A 17,400-nucleotide genomic window follows, 5' to 3' on the forward strand; every position below is an offset into this window, starting at 1 on the left:
CATGACCGATCACGAAACCCTGCGCGCACTGGCCGACGAGGGCAACGAAACGGCCCTCGACCGCCTGGCCGACCTCGCCGACACCCGCGGAGACGTCGAGGAGCTGAGCGAGCTGCTGGACGAAGGCTGCGAACGAGCGGGCGAGCTGCTCACCCGCCGCGCGGTCGCCGCCCGCGACCTGCTGGAACTGCAGCGCATCGCCGACGCAGGCCACGAACCGGCGGGCGAGGAGCTGGAACGCCTGCTCAGGAAGTGACGTCGCCTTGCCGGTACCGGCGTAGTCCCGGCGGCCGTGCCGTGCTGTCCTGAGCTCAGCCGAGTCGTGGCTGCTCGACCAGCCGATATCGGAGGTAGGACTGGGCTGCCTCGCTGAGGCGCGTCGCACCGGGGAAGGGCGTCGTAACGGCCCGGTAGCTCCACAGACCGGCCACGTAGCACGCGAACGCGGTGACGGCCCCGTCCGATCGGGGCGGCCAGCCGGCCACGGTCTCCGCCCACGCCTCGGCCGCACGCGGTTCGTGTCCGGCGGCTATCAACCGGACGACGAGAAAAGCGGTGTCCACCCAGCGTGCTCCGGAGGCAGGCCGCCCCCAGTCGAGCACCCGGACCGATCCGGCGTCGTCGATGACGAACTGGTGCTCGTGAAGGTCGGTGTGGAGCAGCGAGTCGCCGTAGACCAGGCCGGGCACGGCGTGGCACCACTCGGTCAGCAGGTCGAGGTCCCAACCGGTCGCGGGGTCCGGGGTCAGGGCCGCCCATCGGAGCCACCAGTCCGACACGTTCCAGCGTTCGCTGAGCGAGGGCGCGACGCCGCCGGGGAATTCACCCAGCCCGGTCACAGTCGCCGCGACCAGCTCGAGGTCGGTGGACCCGGGTGACAGTTCGGCCGGCCGGCCGTGAACGAACTCGAATCCCGCGACGAACCAGCGGTCTTCTGCGTCGACGTCCGCGCAGAACCGGACGTCCGGAGCGACCCCGGGCGCCAAGCCGCCGGCAGCGACCTCGTTGCGAAGCCACCGCATCTGGGGGCTCACACCTCGGACACCCTTCACGAAGACGTCACCCTGACCGCCGTGGACCACGAGGGCGATCGAGCAGTTCTGACCTCGCTCGACCTCGCGGACGGCAGTGGCCGGGCCGACGTGACGCTGAACCGCGTCGCGTACCGCATCCGGCAGGGCAGCCCAGGAGTACCGCTCCATCACGACCGGACCGTAGCAGCGCCGACGAGGTGGTGGCAGCCGGTGTCGCCGCTGGAGTGCGTGCAACCCTGGTTGCACTGGTGGCAGTCCGCCGGAGTGGTCCACAGTGGAAGGTCCACCGCGAATCCCGCGAGCCGGACGGCGGTGATCGTTCGGCTCGCAGTCTCCCGAGGCGTCCGGGAGATCGGTACGAGCCCGGTATCGGCCGGTTCGTGGTGGATGAAACGTCCGGCGACCCGATCGCAGAAGCCCGCGTACTCGCGGGTGTAGAGCAGGAACGTGTGCCAGCCGATGTCCACGATGTCGCTGGGGGCGAGCGGTTCGGCTGACCGGGCGCAGGTGCCCAGGAAGGCGAGTGCCTGACCCATGATCCGCACGGCGTACTCGCGGCCGAGCTGGTGTTCCCGGGCGATCCGGTCGACAAGCCGGTCGAAGAGCTCCTCCGGAACGAGGTCTTGCCCGTCGCGTTCTTTCTCGGCGCTCGCCAGGTTGTCTCCGCTGCCGATTTCGTCGAATGTCGTGGTCACGCCTTGAGTGTCGATCACCGCCCGGATTTCCCGGAGGGCATTCTGGAGGGCATTGAAGGGGCGGCCCGGGGCAATCTGGATCGGCGTTACCGCTGGTCACGGGCGTACACTCCACGGGATACGCCAGGGAGGGCATCGGAGTGGCCACGCCGAACGCAAAGCTTCGCGCTGCGCGCGAAGGGAAGCCGTCACGCGCGAAACCGGGTGAAGGCATGACGCGCGCGGAGCTTGCCGACGCGGTGAACCTCTACCTCTGGGACACCAGGAAGAGCCGCCACCACCTCGACGCGGACACGATCAAGCGCTACGAAGGCGGCAGGGTCGGCTGGCCGGGTGAGGCGTACCGGGAGGGACTGCGGGCGGTCCTCGGTGCGGCAACGGACGCCGACCTCGGTTTCCGCCCGACGAGACGGGGTTGCGCCCCTGTTCCCCGATCCGTGGTGGCGCTTCCGGCCGCCGCGCCGGATCGCCCCGGTTGCGTCGAACTCGGCGAAACTCCGGCCGGCTACCTGGCGTCGATGTCGGTCGAGACACCGGTCCTGAAGCGGATTGGCTGGACCGATGTCGAGCATGTCCGGGCGATCACCCGTGCGGCCGCGATGTCGGAGAACCTCTTCGGTGGTGGCTTGTCCTGCGAGGCTGCTCTGCGGCAGCTCAGGTGGGCGGCCCGGCTGATCGATGCGCGGGCTGCCGACGACGTTCGCGACGCCCTGTTCGAGGCGGTGGGCAACCTCAGCGGGGTGGTCGCGTTCTCCGCCTTCGACATCGCCGGCCACGACGCAGCCGATCGGTGTTTCCGGTTCGCCTTGTGGTGCGCCGACCAAGGGAAGTCGTGGGCACTGCGGGCGAACACGCTCGCGGAAATGTCACGCAAGGCGGCATACCTGGGGGAAGTCGACGACGCGCTATCGCTTATCGAGTTCGCCCAGGTGCGATCGGATCGGGTGTCCGCCACGGCCCGGGCGATGTTGTGGACGATCCGGGCCTGTCTGCTCGCTTTGACCGGCCGCACGGACGAGGCGATCGCGGAGGTGGATCGTGCGGATGAGCACTTCGACGCCCGCGATCCGGCGGCGGACCCGCCGTGGCTCTGCTACTACGACGAGGCCGAACACCAAGGAAGCACAGGAAAGGCGCTCGTCCCCGTCGCGCGGGCCCGGCAGAAGACGGAGCCTGCGGCGCTACGACTCGAAGCCGCCGTTCGCCTGCAGGGTGCGGACTACCCACGATCGCGGACCTTTTCGCGCATCAGGCTCGCAACGCTCATGATGTCGACGGGTGATCCCCGCCAAGCAGCGTCCATCGGACAGCAAGCCGTCCTCGACGCCGCGTCGCTGCGCTCTCGGCGGATCTCGAAGGAGCTCGATGACCTGGCGTCGGTCTCTGTGCACCACTCCCGCATCGAAGACGTCGCCGCACTGCGGCGGGACATCGCCTCATTGACCCGGCACAGTGCCTGAGACGATCGATCACGTGAGCCCGGATGCGACCAACGCCGAAGGGGTGCTGGCCCGGGCGGCGAGGATCGCCGGCCTCGGCACCGCGGGAGCCGAGCTGATCCGAGACGGATCGAACGTGATGTACCGCTTGCCCGCCGACGTCGTCGCCCGGATCGGGCGCCCGGGTACCGGAGACACGGCACGGCGTGAGGTGCTCGTTTCGCGGTGGCTCGCCGAGGCAGGTTTGCCTGCCGTCCGGGCGTTGGCGGAGGTACCCCAGCCCGTCATGATCGGGGATCGGCCGATCACCTGGTGGGTGGCGCTTCCGGCGCACCGGCCGGCGACTCCCGCCGAACTCGGCGCAGTCCTGGGCCGGTTCCACTCGCTGCCCGCACCGCGGATTCCCGGCCTGCCCCGGCACGACCCGTTCGCCGGCCTCGGCCGCCGGATCGGCCGGGCAACCGCGCTCGATCCGGGCGATCGGGCGTGGCTCGAACGCCACCTCGGGGAATTGGAGCGGCGCTACCAGGACTTCGCCCGCACCGGGCCGACCGGCGTGATCCACGGAGACGCGTGGCAGGGCAACGTGGCCGTGCCGGGAACCGGGCCGCCCATCCTGCTCGACCTGGAGATGGTGTCTTTCGGTCGGCGTGACTGGGATCTGGTCCAGATCGCCGTGGATCACACCGACTTCGCGCGGATCACCACGGGGGAGTACGAGTCGTTCGTCGCCGGATACGGTGGTCACGACGTGACCAGAGTGCCGGGCTACCGCACGCTCGCCGACATCCAGGAGCTCCGTTGGGTGTCCTTCGCCCTGAGCAAGGCCGGTACCCGGCCCGAAGCCGCAGAGCAAGCGCGGTACCGGATCGCTTGCCTCCGCGGTGACGTATCCCGGCCTTGGTCGTGGACTGCGCTCTAACGCGTCCCGACTTCGTCCCGCGCCAAGACCAGGTAGGCCACCAGCGCCAGCACCGCGAACCCCGCCATGGTGGCGGCCATCGGCACCGCCGTCCCCGGCCCGCCGAGCCCGGCCAGTGGCGTCGCCACCGCGCCGACCGCGAACTGCAGGACGCCCAGCAACGCCGAGGCCGCTCCGGCCGAGCGGGCGTGGGGTGCCAGTGCCAGGGAACTCGCGTTCGGCATCACCAGGCCGATGCTCGACACCAGCAGGAACAACGACACCAGCAGCACCGCCAGCGGCGCCCGGAAAACCGCCGATGCCAGCACGAAAACTCCGCCAGCGACGCCGAGCAGCAAGCCGGCGAGAAGCAGGACGCGTTCGCGGACCCGGCCCACCAGGCGGCCGTTGAGCTGGCCCGCCAGGACGATCCCGACGCCGTTCACGCCGAACACCACGCTGTACGCCTGCGGGCTCAACCCGTACACGCCCTGGAGCGCGAACGACGAGCCCGAGATGTAGGCGAACATCGACGCGAACAGCAGCCCCGATGCCAGCGCGTACCCCGCGAACGAACGGTCCCGCGCCAGCCGCCCGTAGGTGCGCATCACCTGGCCGAGCCGCGCGGGAGACCGCGATGCCGACGGCTCCGGCAGGAAGAACACCACCACGGCCAGCAGCAGCGCGCCGAACGCCGTCAGCACGACGAACACCCCGCGCCACGACGTCCAGTTCAGCAGCTGCCCGCCGATGAGCGGGGCCAAGATCGGGGCCAGGCCGCTGACCAGCATCAACGTCGAGAAGAACTTCGTCATCGCGGTTCCGGAGAACAGGTCCCGGACGGTGGCGCGGGCGATCACGATGCCCGCCGCGGCGCCGAGGGACTGCACGAACCGCGCCGCGACCAGCAGGAGTGCGTCCGGGCTCACCGCGCACAGCACCGAGCCCACGACGTACAGCACCAGCCCGGCGATCAGCGGGCGACGGCGGCCCAGTGCGTCCGACAGCGGCCCGAGCACCAGCTGGCCGAGCGCGAGCCCGGCGATGAACGCGCTGAGGGTCAGCTGGACCGTGCTGTCCGCCGCGTGCAGGTCGGTCGCCATCCGCGGCAGCGCGGGCAGGTACATGTCGATCGACAGGGGCCCGAAGGCCGTGAGGCCGCCCAGCACGAGGACGAACTTCAGCTGCGCCCGCCGGCTCGGCGCGGTACGTTCCGCCGTGGTGGTCATGCACGTCCTTTCGTCCCCTACGGGGACCAGCGGGGCGGGCGCCGGTGCTATTCCGGCTGTGATCGGTGACACCCCGTGGTCACCCGACAGTGAACCACTACTGATCCGATCAATTTTGCAGCCGATTCGGCGATTGCTCTGGATCAGCGGTCACGACTGCGATATACATCGGATGTCTGGTCGATGTGGGTGAAGGGAAACATCCGTGCAGCTTGTGCGCCTCGGGGAGCCCGGCAGTGAGCGTCCGTTCGTGCGTGCCGACGACGGCACGACCTACGAGCTGGGCGGTCTCACCGCCGACATCGACGGCGGCTTCCTCGCCGCGGACGGGATCGCGCGGGCCGCCGCCGCGCTCGCCGCCGGGGAGCTGCCGGCCGCTTCGGTGACCGGCCTGCGCGTCGGCGCGCCGATCGCCCAGCCCGGCAAGGTCGTCTGCATCGGCATGAACTACCGCCGCCACGCGGAGGAGACCGGCGCGACGCCGCCGGCCGAGCCCGTCGTCTTCATGAAGGCGCCGGATGTCGTGGTGGGCCCCGGCGACGACGTCCTCATCCCGCGCGGCTCGGTCAGCACCGACTGGGAGGTCGAGCTCGGCGTCGTCATCGGCAAGACCGCCCGCTACCTCGAAAGCGTCGACGAAGCCCTCGAGTACGTCGCCGGCTACGTCGTCTCGAACGACGTCTCCGAGCGCGAGCTGCAGTTCCGCGCCGGCCAGTGGGACAAGGGCAAGTCCTGCGAGAACTTCAACCCGCTCGGCCCGGCGCTGGTCCCGGCGAGCGAGGTGCCCGATCCGCAGGACCTCGGCCTGCGGCTGTGGGTCAACGGCGAGAAGAAGCAGGACTCGTCCACCAAGGACATGATCTTCGGCGTCGCCGAGATCGTCCACCACCTCAGCCAGGTGATGGTGCTGCGGCCGGGCGACCTGATCAACACCGGCACCCCCGAAGGCGTCGCGCTCGGCCAGCCCGACCCGAAGCCGTACCTGCGCGACGGCGACGTGATCGAGCTCGAGATCGACGGCCTCGGGCGGCAGCGCCAGGCCGCGAGGCAGGCCTGACCATGGCGAAGATCATCGGCATGGAGGTCATGGACGTCCGGTTCCCGACGTCGAAGGAGCTCGACGGCTCGGACGCGATGAACCCCGACCCGGACTACTCCGCCGCCTACGTCGTGCTGCACGCCGACGGCGGCCCGGACGGCTACGGCCTCGCGTTCACCATCGGCCGCGGCAACGACGTCCAGGCCGCCGCGATCCGCGCGCTCGCCCCGCACGTCGTCGGCCGGGACGTCCCGGAGGACGCGGCTGCGCTCGGCGACCTGTCCCGCACGCTCGTCGGCGACTCGCAGTTCCGCTGGCTGGGCCCGGAAAAAGGGGTCGCGCACATGGCCGTCGGGGCGGTGGTCAACGCCGCGTGGGACCTCGCCGCGCGCCGCGCCGGCCTGCCGGTCTGGCAGTTCGCCGCACGGATGACGCCCGAAGAACTGGTGTCCCTCGTCGACTTCCGCTACCTGAGTGACGCGCTCACCGAAGCCGAAGCCCTGGACATCCTGCGTCGCGCGGAACCCGGCCGGGCCGAGCGCGCGAAGCAGCTGGAAACGAACGGCTACCGCGCCTATAGCACGTCACCCGGCTGGCTCGGGTACGCCGACGCGAAACTCGTGCGGCTCGCCGAGCAGGCCGTCGCCGACGGCTTCGAGATGATCAAGCTCAAGGTCGGCGGCAACCTCGAGGACGACGTCCGCCGCATGAAACTCGCCCGCGAGACCGTCGGCGACGGCATCCGGATCGCCGTCGACGCCAACCAGCGCTGGGACGTCGCCGCCGCGGTCACCTGGATGACCGCGCTCGCGCCCCACGACCCGTACTGGATCGAGGAACCGACCTCCCCGGACGACATCCTCGGCCACGCGGCCATCGCGAAGGCCCTCGCGCCGATCAAGATCGCCACCGGTGAGCACGTCCAGAACCGCGTGATGTTCAAGCAGCTGCTGCAGGCGAACGCGATCTCCGTGCTGCAGCTGGACGCCGCCCGGGTCGGCGGTTTCAACGAGAACCTGGCGATCCTGCTGCTGGCCGCCAAGTTCGGCGTGCCGGTGTGCCCGCACGCCGGCGGGGTCGGGCTCTGCGAGCTCGTCCGGCACCTGTCGATGTTCGACTTCGTGGCGGTGTCCGGCACCGACGCGGACCGCTCGATCGAGTGGGTCGACCACCTGCACGAGCACTTCACCGACCCGGCCGTCGTCGAGGGCGGCCGGTACCTCGCCCCGACCGCACCCGGGTTCTCCGCGCGCATGCACGACGCGACACTGCGCCGGTTCCGCTTCCCGGACGGTCCCGAGTGGACGGAGACCGCAAGTGAGTGAATTCGAGGGCCTGGTGGCCGCCGTCACCGGAGGCGCCTCGGGCATCGGCAAGGCGGTGGCGACCTTGCTGGCCGAACGCGGCGCGCAGGTGGCGGTCCTGGACCTGAACCCGGGCGACGACGGCTTCCGCTGCGACGTCTCCTCCGACGACGAAGTCCGCGGAGCGATCGACGCCGTCGTGGACCGCTTCGGCCGCCTCGACATCCTGGTCAACAACGCCGGGATCGGCGCGCAGGGCGACGTCACCGTCAACGGTGACGACGAATGGCACCGCGTGTTCGACGTCAACGTCGTCGGCATGGTCCGCCTCGCCCGGGCCGCACTGCCGCACCTCAGGAACTCGCCGTCCGCGGCGATCGTCAACACCTGCTCCATCGCGGCCTGGGCGGGCCTGCCCAACCGCGCGCTCTACTCGGCCAGCAAGGGCGCCGTGCTCTCGCTGACCCTGGCCATGGCGACCGACCACCTGCCCGACCGGATCCGCGTCAACTGCGTGTGCCCGGGCACGGCGGACACCCCGTGGGTGGGCCGGCTGCTCGACGCCGCCGACGACCCGGCGGCCGAACGCGCGGCCCTCGCGGCCCGCCAGCCGATGGGCCGGCTGGTCACCGCCGACGAGGTCGCGAACGCCGTCGTCTACCTCGCCAGCCCCCTTACCGCTTCGACCACCGGCACCGCGCTCGCGGTGGACGGCGGCATGTACGGCCTGCGGCCCCGCGGTCCCGTTCAGCAGTAACAGACTTGATTTTCGCTGTCATCAAGGAGGATGCGGTGCGTAACAGGGTGATCCAGGTGGCCGCCACGGCCACCGTCTGCGGTCTGGTCCTGGCCGCCTGCGGGTCCACTAAGGACAATGCCGCGGCGCCGGCGGGCGGCGGCAACCCGGGTGGCAAGGTCGGGGCGACGCTGCCGCTGCTGACCTCGCCGTTCTGGCAGGCCTACAACAACTACGTGCCGCAGATGGCGAAGTCCGAGGGCGTCGACGTCCTCCCGACGGTCAACGCCGACAGCGACCCGGCGAAGCTGATCACCGACATCGGCACCTTCCTCAACCAGGGCGTCAAGGGCCTGGTCGTGACGCCGCTGGACTCCGCGGCCATCGTCGCCGGGCTCAAGCAGGCCGAGAACAAGGGCGTGCCGGTGGTCGCGGTCGACGTCGCGCCCGAGAGCGGCAAGGTCGCCATGGTGGTGCGGGCCGACAACAAGGCCTACGGCACCAAGGCCTGCGACGCGATCGGCGAGAAGGTCAAGTCCGGCAAGGTCGTGCAGATCATGGGCGACCTGGCCTCGGTCAACGGCCGCGACCGCTCGGAAGCCTTCCGCGACTGCATGAAGCAGAAGTACCCCGGCGTCCAGGTGCTGGAGATCCCGGCCGAGTGGAAGGCCGACAAGGCGTCCTCCGGGCTGGACAGCATGCTGACCGCGAACCCGGACATCAAGGGTGTCTACATGCAGGCCGGCGGCGTCTACCTCGCGCCCACCCTGCAGGCGCTCAAGCGCAAGAACCTGTTCTTCCCGGCCGGGGACCCGAAGCACATCGTGCTCGTGTCCAACGACGGCATCCCGCAGGAACTGGCCGCGATCCGCGCGGGCGAACTGGACGCCACGGTGTCCCAGCCGGCCGACGCGTACGCGAAGTACGGCCTGTACTGGCTGAAGAAGGCCATGGCGGGCGAGACGTTCAAGGCCGGGCCGACCGACCACGGCAGCACCATCGTGGAAATCCGCCCCGGCATCCTCGAGGACCAGCTGCCCGCGCCCGTCATCACCAAGGACAACGTGGACGACAAGGCCCTGTGGGGGAACAACCTGTGACCGCGCTGCCCGCCGGTGAACCCGCCGCCGGAGTGGTCAGCGCCGTGGGCGTCGGGAAGCGTTACGGCCCGACCGTGGCGCTGCACGACGTCAGCCTCACCGTGCACCCCGGCGAGTCGCACGCGCTCGTCGGGCGCAACGGGGCCGGCAAGTCGACGCTCGTCTCCATCCTCACCGGCCTGTCCGCCCCGGACACCGGGCACGTCGAGTTCGGCGGCGAGCCGGCCCCGCCCCTGTCCAAACAGGACGACTGGAAGGCGCGCGTCGCCTGCGTGTACCAGCACGCGATGGTCGTCCCGCAGCTCACCGTGGCCGAGAACCTGTTCCTCAACCGGCAGGCGGGCGGCGGGTTCGCCATCGGCTGGAAGACGCTGCGGCGCAAGGCCCGCGAGCTGCTCGGCTCGTGGGACGTGCACGTCGACGTCGACACCCCCGCCGGAGACCTGTCGGTGGAGGACCGGCAGTTCGTCGAGATCGCCCGCGCGCTGTCCTACGGCGCCCGGTTCATCGTCCTCGACGAGCCGACCGCGCAGCTGGACAGCCAGGCCATCGAGCGGCTCTTCGAGCGGATGCGCCAGATGCAGGCGGGCGGGGTGACGTTCCTGTTCATCTCGCACCACCTGCACGAGGTGTACGAGGTCTGCCAGGCGGTGACCGTGCTGCGCGACGCGAAGCACGTGCTCACCGCGCCGGTCTCCGAAGTGGGCCGCGCGGAACTGGTCGACGCGATGACCGGCGAGCCGGGCGGCCTGTCGGTCCGCGACGCCGCTTCTCGGGAGGCTCTCGACGCCGAGGCGGCCGAGATCCTCGCGGTCGACGGCCTCTCCGGCGACGGCTTCCGGGACGTTTCCTTCCGGCTGCGCCGCGGCGAGGTCGTCGGGTTCGCGGGGAGCAACGCCAGCGGCAAGCACCAGGTCGCCGAGACCGTCTACGGCCTGCGGACGCCGTCCGCGGGCACGATCCGCGTCGACGGCTCACCGCTGCGGCCCGGTGACATCCCGGCGGCGCTGAAGGCCGGCATCGGCTGCGTGCCCCGCGACCGGCACCACGAAGGCCTGGTCCTGGACCACTCGATCGCGGACAACGCGACCATGTCCATTTTGGGCAAACTGGGCCGCGGCGGGATCGCTTCCCCGGCGACGCGGTACGCGAAGGCGTCGCAGGCCCTGAAGGACTACGACATCGTGGCCGCGGGCGCCGATCAGCCGGTGTCGGACCTCTCGGGCGGCAACCAGCAGAAGGTCGTGCTGGCGCGGGCGCTGCTGAGCGATCCGCGCGTGGTCGTGCTGATCAACCCGACCGCGGGCGTGGACGTGAAGTCGAAGGAGGCGCTGCTCGCGGTCGTCGACCGGGTGCGCGCCGAGGGCAAGGCGGTGCTGATCGTCAGCGACGAGCTCGACGACCTGCGCCTCAGCGACCGGGTCCTGGTGCTGCGCGCCGGGTCCGTCGTCGCCGAACACCAGGCCGGGTGGTCCGACGGCGACCTCGTGGCCGACATCGAAGGAGTCGAGCTTTCGTGACGGACGTGATGACCTCTCCGCAGACGGAGCTGCCCGCGCCACCTCGCCGCCGGAAAGCCGTCTGGCTGCGTGAACTGGCGCTGCTGCCCGCGCTGGTCGTGGTGTTCCTCATCGGCGGCCTGGTCGACGACACCTTCGTCGGCTGGAGCAACATCGTCAGCATCCTGACCGCGTCGGCCGCGCTGTCGCTGGTCGTGCTGGGCGAGTCGCTGGTGCTGATCACCGGCAAGTTCGACCTGTCGCTGGAATCGACCATGGGCCTGGCGCCCGCGCTGGGGGCGATGGTCGTGCTCCCGGCGGCGTCCGCGGGTTTCGGCATCGAGATGCCCGCCGCGGTGGGGCTCCTGGTGATCCCGCTGTGCGGGGCGCTGGTCGGGTTCGTCAACGGCTTCCTGATCGTGAAGCTGAAGCTGAACGCCTTCATCGTCACCCTCGCCATGCTCACCGTGCTGCGGGGCGTGCAGGTCGGCTCGACCAAGGGCAAGACGCTGTTCAACCTGCCCGACTCGTTCACCAACCTGGCGACGACGACGTTCCTCGGGCTGCCGATGTCGGTCTGGCTGGCGGCGCTGCTGTTCGCGGTCGCCGGCTGGGTGCTGCGCTACCACCGCGTCGGCCGCGCGCTGTACGCGATCGGCGGCAACCGCGAAGCCGCACGGGCCGCGGGCGTGCGCGTGGACCGGATCGCGTGGGCGGTGTTCGTCGTCGCCGGGATCCTCGCCGCGATCGGCGGGCTCGCCTACACCGGCTACGTCGGCGCGCTGGGCGCGAACCAGGGGTCCGGGATGATCCTGCAGGTGTTCGCGGCGGCGGTGATCGGCGGCGTCTCGCTCGACGGCGGCAAGGGCACGCTCGTCGGTGCGTTGACCGGCGTCCTGCTGCTGGCGTCGGTGTCCAGCCTGCTCAACTACGCGCACGTCACGGCGGAGTGGCAGGGTGCGATCTACGGCGCCATCATCCTGGTCGCGCTGATCATCGCCCGGTACGCGGGCGGAAAGCCCCAAACCTGACGCTCACCCCGTGAAGATCCGACGTGTTCCGGAGGTAGGCGTGCTACGAGGCTTCCGCGGCCGGCTCCGCGTCCGAGTCGGGCACGGTCGGGTCGTCCGCGGTGCCCAGTGCGTTGCGCAGCCACTGCTCCACGCCCGCGACGTGCACGGTCGCCCACGAGCGGGCCAGCTCCGGCTCGCGCGCGGCAATGGCCTCGTAGATCGCCGTGTGCTGTTCGCGGGTCTTCGCGACCGCGCCCTCCTGGGTGAGGCCGCGCCAGATCCGGGCGCGGGCGGTCGGTCCGGAGAGGCTGTCGAGCAGCGAGCAGAGCACGGGGTTGCCGGAGCCGTCGGCGATCTTGCGGTGGAACTGCAGGTCGTTGGCGACCAGCGCTTCCACGGTCGGCGCGTCCTCCAGCTCGCCGAGCAGCGTGCCCAGCTCCGCGATGTCGGCGTCGCTCATGTGCAGTGCGGCCAGTGCGGTCGCGGCGGGCTCCAGGATCCGGCGCACCGCCAGGAAGTCGAGGACGGTGTCGTCGCGGTGGAAGTCGACGACGAACGTCATGGCGTCGAGCAGCAGGTTGGGCTCGAGGCTGGTGACGTACGTGCCGTCGCCCTGCCGCACGTCGAGCACCCGGATCAGGCACAGCGCCTTGACGGCCTCGCGCAGGGAGCTGCGCGAAAGCCCGAGCCGCTGGGCCAGCTCGGCCTCCTTCGGCAGCCGGTCGCCCGGCGCCAGCTCGCCGGAGATGATCATGTCCTTGATCTTGTCGATCGCGACATCGGTGACGGGCATCGTGTCCGCCCTTCCCTGCAACAGACCTCGGATGTTTCGTGGTACTCCCCAGCGTGCCATGTCCCGGCGAAGGAGGGGCCATGACCCACCAGCGCAGACCGGAACGGGTGGCTCTGCACACCCGGCTCAAGCCCGGCAAGGAAGCCGAGTACGAGTCCGTCCACGCGGTCATCCCGCCCGAGCTGGACACCGCGCTGCGCGAAGCCGGCGTCCACTCCTGGCGGATCTGGCGTAACGGTCTCGACCTGTTCCACGTCCTCGAAGTCGACGACTACAAAGCCATGCGCGCGGCACTGCGGGACCACCCCGCGAACGTGCCGTGGCAGGCCAGGATGGCCGGGCTGCTGGCCGTCGAGGACGACTACTCCGGCGGCGACACCGGCATCGGGCTGGTCTGGGAACTGCCGGTGAAGGAGTGACGGCGTTGGAACTCTCCCTGTCCCCGCTCGGTCTCGGCTGCGCGCAGCTGGGCAACCTCTACCACGCGATCAGCGACGAGACGGCGGCCGCGACCGTCCGGCGCGCGTGGGACGAAGGCGTCCGCTATTTCGACACCGCGCCGCACTACGGCCTCGGCCTGTCGGAGACCCGGCTCGGCGCGGCCCTGCGCTCGTACCGGCGGGACGAGTACGTGGTCTCGACGAAGGTCGGCCGCGTGCTGGAGCCGAACCCGGACGGCGCCGGCGCCCGGGACGACCAGGGCTTCGCCGTCCCGGCCGCGTACCGGCGCCGGTGGGACTTCAGCCGCGACGGTGTGCTGCGGTCGCTCGAAGAGAGCCTGACCCGGCTGGGCCTCGACCGCGTCGACATCGTGTACGTCCACGACCCCGACGACCACTTCGAGGACGCCCTGCGCGGCGCCTTCCCGGCGTTGCGGGAACTGCGGGAGCAGGGCGTGATCGGGGCGTTCGGCGCCGGGATGAACCAGGCGCCGATGCTGGCCGAGTTCGTCCGCCGCACCGACTTGGACGTCCTGCTGGTGGCCGGCCGCTACACGCTGCTCGACCAGCCCGCGCTGGACGAGCTGTTCCCGCTGTGCGCGGCACGGGACGTCCGCGTGGTGGTCGGCGGCGCGTTCAACGGCGGCATCCTGGCGACCGCCGAACCGGGCCGGGTCTACGACTACGCCGAAGCGCCGGCGGAGCTGGTCGAGCGGGCCGCGCGGATCGCGGAGGTCTGCGCGCGGCACGGCGTCGAGCTGCCGGAAGCGGCGCTGGCGCTGCCGATGGCGCATCCGGCGGTGGTGTCGGTGGTCGTCGGCGCGCATGATCCGGACCAGGTCGGTGTGAACGCGCGGCGGGCGCGGGCGGTCGTGCCGCCTGCCCTGTGGACCGAACTGATCGACGCGGGCCTGCTGCGTGCCGACGTCGTCATCGCCGAAGGAGTCTCATGATCGACGCGCACCACCACCTGTGGGACCCGTCGCGGCGCGCATACCCGTGGCTGGCGGGGGCGGCCATGGACCCGATCCGCCGCCCGTACACGGTCGAAGACCTGCGTGCGGTGACGAAGGCGGCGGGGGTGCACGCGACGGTCCTGGTCCAGACGGTGTCCTCGGAAGAGGAGACGGCGGAGTTCCTCGCGACGGCGGCCGCGGAGCCGGTGATCGCGGGCGTGGTCGGCTGGGTGGACCTCACGGCGCCGGACGTCGTGGACCGGCTGGCCGCCCTGACCGGCCCGCTCGTCGGCATCCGGCACCAGGTGGAGGGCGAGCCCGACGACGACTGGCTGCTGCGTCCCGAGGTGGTCGCCGGGCTCAGCGCGGTCGCGGCGGCCGGCCTGGCGTTCGACCTGCTGGTCCGCCCCGCGCAGCTGCCCGCCGCGACCGAAGTGGCGTTGCGCCTGCCTCAGCTGCGCCTGGTGCTCGACCACGCGGCGAAACCCCCGATCGCGGCGGGGGAGTGGGAGCCGTGGGCGTCCGGCGTGGCCGCGCTGGCGGCGCGCGAGAACGTCGTGTGCAAGCTGTCCGGGCTGGTGACCGAAGCCGACTGGACCGGCTGGGAGGCCGGGCACCTGCGCCGGTACGTCGACCACGTGCTCGACGTGTTCGGCCCGGCGCGGCTGCTGTTCGGCTCGGACTGGCCGGTCTGCGAACTGGCGGCGTCCTACGAGGTGGTCCTCGACGCGGCCATCGCACTGACGGGCTCGCTCTCGGACGCCGAGCGCCTGGCCGTCTTCGAGCACAACGCCCGCACGGCCTACCGGCTGGATGCGGGCGGGGCTACCTCCTCCAGGGGGTAAACGAGGTCTCCCCGCCCGCCGCTGATGTGGTCTGTCAGAACTCTTCGTCGCGGATCATGCCGCGCAGCCGGGTCAGCGCGCGGTGCTGCGTCACGCGCACGTTGCCGGCGGAGATGCCGAGTGCCTCGGCGGTTTCCTGGGCCGAGAAGCCGACCGCGATGCGCAGGGTCAGGATCTCCTGCTGTACCCGGGGCAGGGTGGCGAGCAGCCGGCCGAGGCGGGCGCCGAGGTCGAGGTGCAGGGCGTGCGATTCGGGCTCGTTGCCTGCGGTCAGCGGGTGCTCGGGGAGTTCGGGGACGGGCTCGGAGCGGTCGCGGGCGACGGCGCGGTAGGCGTCGGCGACCTTGTTCGCCGCGATCGCGTGCACCAGGTACAGGAACGAGCCGCCGCGGTCCTGGTAGTCGGGCAGGGCCTTGAGCACGGCGAGGCAGACTTCCTGGGCGACGTCGTCGGCCGACAGGTAGGAGAGGTCACGGCCACCCATGCGGGCGCGGCAGTAGCGGACCACCACCGGCTCGATCATCTGCAGCAGCGAGTGGATCGCGGCCGGGTTGCCCTCGCCCGCGTCTTTGACGAGGGGGTCGAGGTCCTCCTTGGTGAGCCGTCCGCCCGGGCGGGGCAATGACTCGGGGGTGCGATAATCGCGAAGGCTCGCTGCGGATGGTTCGGTGGTCCTCGGCGGTGCTGTCATGGTCGTCTCCCCGGCCGACCCTCGACCGTCGCTGCCGGGGGTTCAACACTCCGTAACTGATCCATCGCAGATGCTCCGGTGGATCGGGGCCGATCTGCGGTCCGTGCGACGCAGGGTAATCGTAAGCACCTCCGGGTGGGTCAGTCCAGATTTCAACGACCAATACCCCGTTAGCAGTATCGACCGTGATGTTCCCGCGACCCGTCCCCGCACATTGCGATTAATCGGTTTCAGGATGTGCCGAGTTCACTCGTCAGTGGAAGACGACCACGGAAGCGGCGGTCACGGTCACGGCGAGCGACGCAAGGGCGGGAAGGACGGGGCTCGGCGGCCCTGGTTCGGCCGCGCGCAAGGCCCGTTCGCGGCGCATTCCGATGGCCGCCAGCAGGGCAGATGTCGCCGCGGCGAGCAATGCGGGGATCACCGTGCCACCCCAATGGCGCTGGGCGGCGGAGTGCAGGAGCAGTACGGTGCAGGCGGCGGACGCCAGTGCGGTCCGCCGCCAGGCGAGCCCGGTGCGCTCGGCTTGGGCGCCGCCGGCGGAGGTCACGGCCGGATCTCGGCAGGCATGACGGTATTTTTGCCGTCACGATAATCGCGAACCGGCGGTATTCGCGTCCGGAGGCGCCGCTCGCCCGCTTCGGTCCGTCCGGTTCGGCGAGAAGGGTGGCCAGGCGGAGCGGCATTTCCGGCCGTCACCGTCCGCAGCCGTCCGTGTCACTCACGAGACTGGTGTCACTCACGGGACTGTCACTCACGAGACCGCCAGCAGCACGGCCGCGGCAACGATGAGCGCCAGCAGCCCGACGGTGAGCGCCAGGATCATCCGGCTCGGCGGCAGGGGTTCCCCGGCCCGCATCGCGATCTGCACCCGCCGCCACCGCGGGTACGCGGTCGCGGCGAGGACGGCGGCCAGCACGACGCACAGCCCGGCGAGCACCGTGCTCGCCGCGGCCGGCGACGGCACCAGCTGGTGCACGGCCACGCCGCCGGCGAGGAGGCCGAGGGCCGTGCGGAGCCAGGCGAGGAAGGTGCGTTCGTTGGCCAGCGTGAAGCGGTAGTCCGGTTCGGTGCCGCCCGCGTGGGGCTTGATGTCGTCCGGGTTGATGTCGTGCGGGGCCACGTCCGCAGACGCTAGCCGGTGTGGGTGGCCGGGGCCGGTTCGGTGTGGTGCGCGAAGACCCACCAGCGCAGCACGGCGAACCGCACGAACCCGCCGACCAGGCTGGCCAGCAGCAGCGTGCCGGTTTCCTCCCACGACGTCGGCCGGTCGACGACGGCGTCGAGGACGGCCAGCACGGCCGAGCCGTACAGGGCGTAGAAGGCGAAGGTGAGCACGTCCTGCAGGTGCCGCTTGCCGGCGTTGCTGCGTCGCCCGGCGAAGGTGACGCGGCGGTGGAACTCGGTGTTCCCGGCCGTGGTGAGCGCGATCGCGACCAGGTTCGCCGGCTGGGAGCCGAGCTGGTCGCGCAGCAGGAGGAACAGAACGGCCTGCAGGCCCGTCGTCACCACGCCGGCCACGACGTACCACGCCGCGTGCGTGCCGAGCTCGTGGTGGCGGTCCGGGTCGGTGGCGAGCAGCCGGTGTTCCGGTGCGCACCTGGTGGTGGCCATGATCCCAAGCTACTCTGCATTCACAAACTTGTGAATGTGTTAAACCCAGTTGAAGAAATGTGATCCCGCTGA

General features: G+C 70.9%; 20 protein-coding genes. 12 read left to right on the top strand and 8 right to left on the bottom strand.

Annotated elements, in window-relative coordinates; translation table 11 throughout:
* Position 1 precedes the first annotated feature (1 nt).
* On the top strand, positions 2-256 hold the full coding sequence (locus ACLJQE_RS26455; RefSeq protein ID WP_410642051.1) for a hypothetical protein: 255 nt from the start codon (positions 2-4) through the stop codon (positions 254-256).
* Between the two features lie 55 nt (positions 257-311).
* On the opposite strand, the gene ACLJQE_RS26460 is transcribed toward ACLJQE_RS26455, so the two are convergent.
* Entirely contained in the window at positions 312-1,202 is an 891-nt protein-coding gene (locus ACLJQE_RS26460) for a phosphotransferase family protein (RefSeq protein WP_410642131.1), read from the bottom strand.
* The gene (locus tag ACLJQE_RS26465) at positions 1,202-1,729 is read right to left on the bottom strand and encodes a glycine-rich domain-containing protein (protein WP_410642052.1); all 528 of its coding nucleotides are present in this window, start codon (positions 1,727-1,729) and stop codon (positions 1,202-1,204) included. The genes ACLJQE_RS26460 and ACLJQE_RS26465 overlap by 1 nt, the downstream gene beginning before the upstream one ends.
* A gap of 140 nt (positions 1,730-1,869) precedes the next feature.
* On the opposite strand from ACLJQE_RS26465, the gene ACLJQE_RS26470 reads away from it, so the two are divergent.
* Both ACLJQE_RS26470 and ACLJQE_RS26475 read left to right on the top strand, forming a co-directional pair.
* Positions 1,870-3,189 (top strand): XRE family transcriptional regulator, encoded by a 1,320-nt coding sequence (locus ACLJQE_RS26470; RefSeq protein WP_410642053.1) that lies wholly within the window; start codon positions 1,870-1,872, stop codon positions 3,187-3,189.
* Between the two features lie 13 nt (positions 3,190-3,202).
* Positions 3,203-4,090 (top strand): phosphotransferase enzyme family protein, encoded by an 888-nt coding sequence (locus ACLJQE_RS26475; protein ID WP_410642054.1) that lies wholly within the window; start codon positions 3,203-3,205, stop codon positions 4,088-4,090.
* On the opposite strand, the gene ACLJQE_RS26480 is transcribed toward ACLJQE_RS26475, so the two are convergent.
* A complete protein-coding gene (locus tag ACLJQE_RS26480; RefSeq protein WP_410642055.1) occupies positions 4,087-5,298 on the bottom strand; it encodes a multidrug effflux MFS transporter in 1,212 nt (403 codons plus the stop codon). The two genes, ACLJQE_RS26475 and ACLJQE_RS26480, sit on opposite strands and share 4 nt — an antisense overlap.
* Before the next feature lie 205 nt (positions 5,299-5,503).
* Here ACLJQE_RS26480 and ACLJQE_RS26485 point away from each other — a divergent pair, with 205 nt between their 5' ends.
* The 6 genes from ACLJQE_RS26485 to ACLJQE_RS26510 are packed head-to-tail and all read left to right on the top strand — an operon-like array spanning position 5,504 to position 12,007.
* Complete coding sequence (locus ACLJQE_RS26485) at positions 5,504-6,355, top strand: fumarylacetoacetate hydrolase family protein (protein WP_410642056.1); 852 nt, start codon at positions 5,504-5,506, stop codon at positions 6,353-6,355.
* Positions 6,356-6,357: 2 nt separating this feature from the next.
* Positions 6,358-7,662, top strand: a complete 1,305-nt coding sequence (locus ACLJQE_RS26490; RefSeq protein WP_410642057.1) for an enolase C-terminal domain-like protein — start codon at positions 6,358-6,360, stop codon at positions 7,660-7,662.
* A complete protein-coding gene (locus ACLJQE_RS26495; RefSeq protein WP_410642058.1) occupies positions 7,655-8,398 on the top strand; it encodes an SDR family NAD(P)-dependent oxidoreductase in 744 nt (247 codons plus the stop codon). Before ACLJQE_RS26490 ends, ACLJQE_RS26495 begins: the two co-directional genes overlap by 8 nt.
* A gap of 35 nt (positions 8,399-8,433) precedes the next feature.
* Positions 8,434-9,477, top strand: coding sequence for a sugar ABC transporter substrate-binding protein (locus ACLJQE_RS26500; protein WP_410642059.1), 1,044 nt, complete (start codon positions 8,434-8,436; stop codon positions 9,475-9,477).
* Positions 9,474-10,997 (top strand): sugar ABC transporter ATP-binding protein, encoded by a 1,524-nt coding sequence (locus tag ACLJQE_RS26505; protein WP_410642060.1) that lies wholly within the window; start codon positions 9,474-9,476, stop codon positions 10,995-10,997. The genes ACLJQE_RS26500 and ACLJQE_RS26505 overlap by 4 nt, the downstream gene beginning before the upstream one ends.
* Positions 10,994-12,007 (top strand): ABC transporter permease, encoded by a 1,014-nt coding sequence (locus tag ACLJQE_RS26510; RefSeq protein WP_410642061.1) that lies wholly within the window; start codon positions 10,994-10,996, stop codon positions 12,005-12,007. Before ACLJQE_RS26505 ends, ACLJQE_RS26510 begins: the two co-directional genes overlap by 4 nt.
* Before the next feature lie 43 nt (positions 12,008-12,050).
* Here the strand turns inward: ACLJQE_RS26510 and ACLJQE_RS26515 are convergent, their stop codons facing one another.
* On the bottom strand, positions 12,051-12,782 hold the full coding sequence (locus ACLJQE_RS26515) for a FadR/GntR family transcriptional regulator (RefSeq protein ID WP_410642062.1): 732 nt from the start codon (positions 12,780-12,782) through the stop codon (positions 12,051-12,053).
* 80 nt (positions 12,783-12,862) lie between these two features.
* On the opposite strand from ACLJQE_RS26515, the gene ACLJQE_RS26520 reads away from it, so the two are divergent.
* From ACLJQE_RS26520 to ACLJQE_RS26530, 3 genes are read left to right on the top strand one after another with little or no spacing between them, the layout of a single operon-like run.
* On the top strand, positions 12,863-13,201 hold the full coding sequence (locus tag ACLJQE_RS26520) for an L-rhamnose mutarotase (RefSeq protein ID WP_410642063.1): 339 nt from the start codon (positions 12,863-12,865) through the stop codon (positions 13,199-13,201).
* Between the two features lie 5 nt (positions 13,202-13,206).
* Entirely contained in the window at positions 13,207-14,175 is a 969-nt protein-coding gene (locus ACLJQE_RS26525; RefSeq protein WP_410642064.1) for an aldo/keto reductase, read from the top strand.
* Entirely contained in the window at positions 14,172-15,023 is an 852-nt protein-coding gene (locus tag ACLJQE_RS26530) for an amidohydrolase family protein (protein WP_410642065.1), read from the top strand. The genes ACLJQE_RS26525 and ACLJQE_RS26530 overlap by 4 nt, the downstream gene beginning before the upstream one ends.
* A gap of 34 nt (positions 15,024-15,057) precedes the next feature.
* On the opposite strand, the gene shbA is transcribed toward ACLJQE_RS26530, so the two are convergent.
* The 4 genes from shbA to ACLJQE_RS26550 all read right to left on the bottom strand — a co-directional run bounded on the left by shbA (position 15,058) and on the right by ACLJQE_RS26550 (position 17,328).
* A complete protein-coding gene (gene shbA, locus ACLJQE_RS26535) occupies positions 15,058-15,645 on the bottom strand; it encodes an RNA polymerase sigma factor ShbA (protein ID WP_410642066.1) in 588 nt (195 codons plus the stop codon).
* A 322-nt stretch (positions 15,646-15,967) separates the two neighbouring features.
* The gene (locus ACLJQE_RS26540) at positions 15,968-16,264 is read right to left on the bottom strand and encodes a DUF202 domain-containing protein (protein WP_410642067.1); all 297 of its coding nucleotides are present in this window, start codon (positions 16,262-16,264) and stop codon (positions 15,968-15,970) included.
* A gap of 204 nt (positions 16,265-16,468) precedes the next feature.
* Complete coding sequence (locus ACLJQE_RS26545; RefSeq protein ID WP_410642132.1) at positions 16,469-16,822, bottom strand: YidH family protein; 354 nt, start codon at positions 16,820-16,822, stop codon at positions 16,469-16,471.
* Positions 16,823-16,848: 26 nt separating this feature from the next.
* On the bottom strand, positions 16,849-17,328 hold the full coding sequence (locus ACLJQE_RS26550; protein ID WP_410642068.1) for a GtrA family protein: 480 nt from the start codon (positions 17,326-17,328) through the stop codon (positions 16,849-16,851).
* Positions 17,329-17,400 lie beyond the last annotated feature (72 nt).

Origin of the sequence: Amycolatopsis sp. lyj-346 (genome assembly GCF_046548975.1) — a bacterium.
Lineage (GTDB): Bacteria > Actinomycetota > Actinomycetes > Mycobacteriales > Pseudonocardiaceae > Amycolatopsis.

Bases quoted from the DNA above. Each gene is read 5' to 3' on its own strand.
- ACLJQE_RS26455 (WP_410642051.1), top strand. From the start codon at position 2: ATGACCGATCACGAAACCCTGCGCGCACTGGCCGACGAGGGCAACGAA.
- ACLJQE_RS26520 (WP_410642063.1), top strand. From the start codon at position 12,863: ATGACCCACCAGCGCAGACCGGAACGGGTGGCTCTGCACACCCGGCTC.
- ACLJQE_RS26480 (WP_410642055.1), bottom strand. From the start codon at position 5,298: ATGACCACCACGGCGGAACGTACCGCGCCGAGCCGGCGGGCGCAGCTG.
- ACLJQE_RS26550 (WP_410642068.1), bottom strand. From the start codon at position 17,328: ATGGCCACCACCAGGTGCGCACCGGAACACCGGCTGCTCGCCACCGAC.
- ACLJQE_RS26515 (WP_410642062.1), bottom strand. From the start codon at position 12,782: ATGCCCGTCACCGATGTCGCGATCGACAAGATCAAGGACATGATCATC.
- ACLJQE_RS26490 (WP_410642057.1), top strand. From the start codon at position 6,358: ATGGCGAAGATCATCGGCATGGAGGTCATGGACGTCCGGTTCCCGACG.
- ACLJQE_RS26530 (WP_410642065.1), top strand. From the start codon at position 14,172: ATGATCGACGCGCACCACCACCTGTGGGACCCGTCGCGGCGCGCATAC.
- ACLJQE_RS26460 (WP_410642131.1), bottom strand. From the start codon at position 1,202: ATGGAGCGGTACTCCTGGGCTGCCCTGCCGGATGCGGTACGCGACGCG.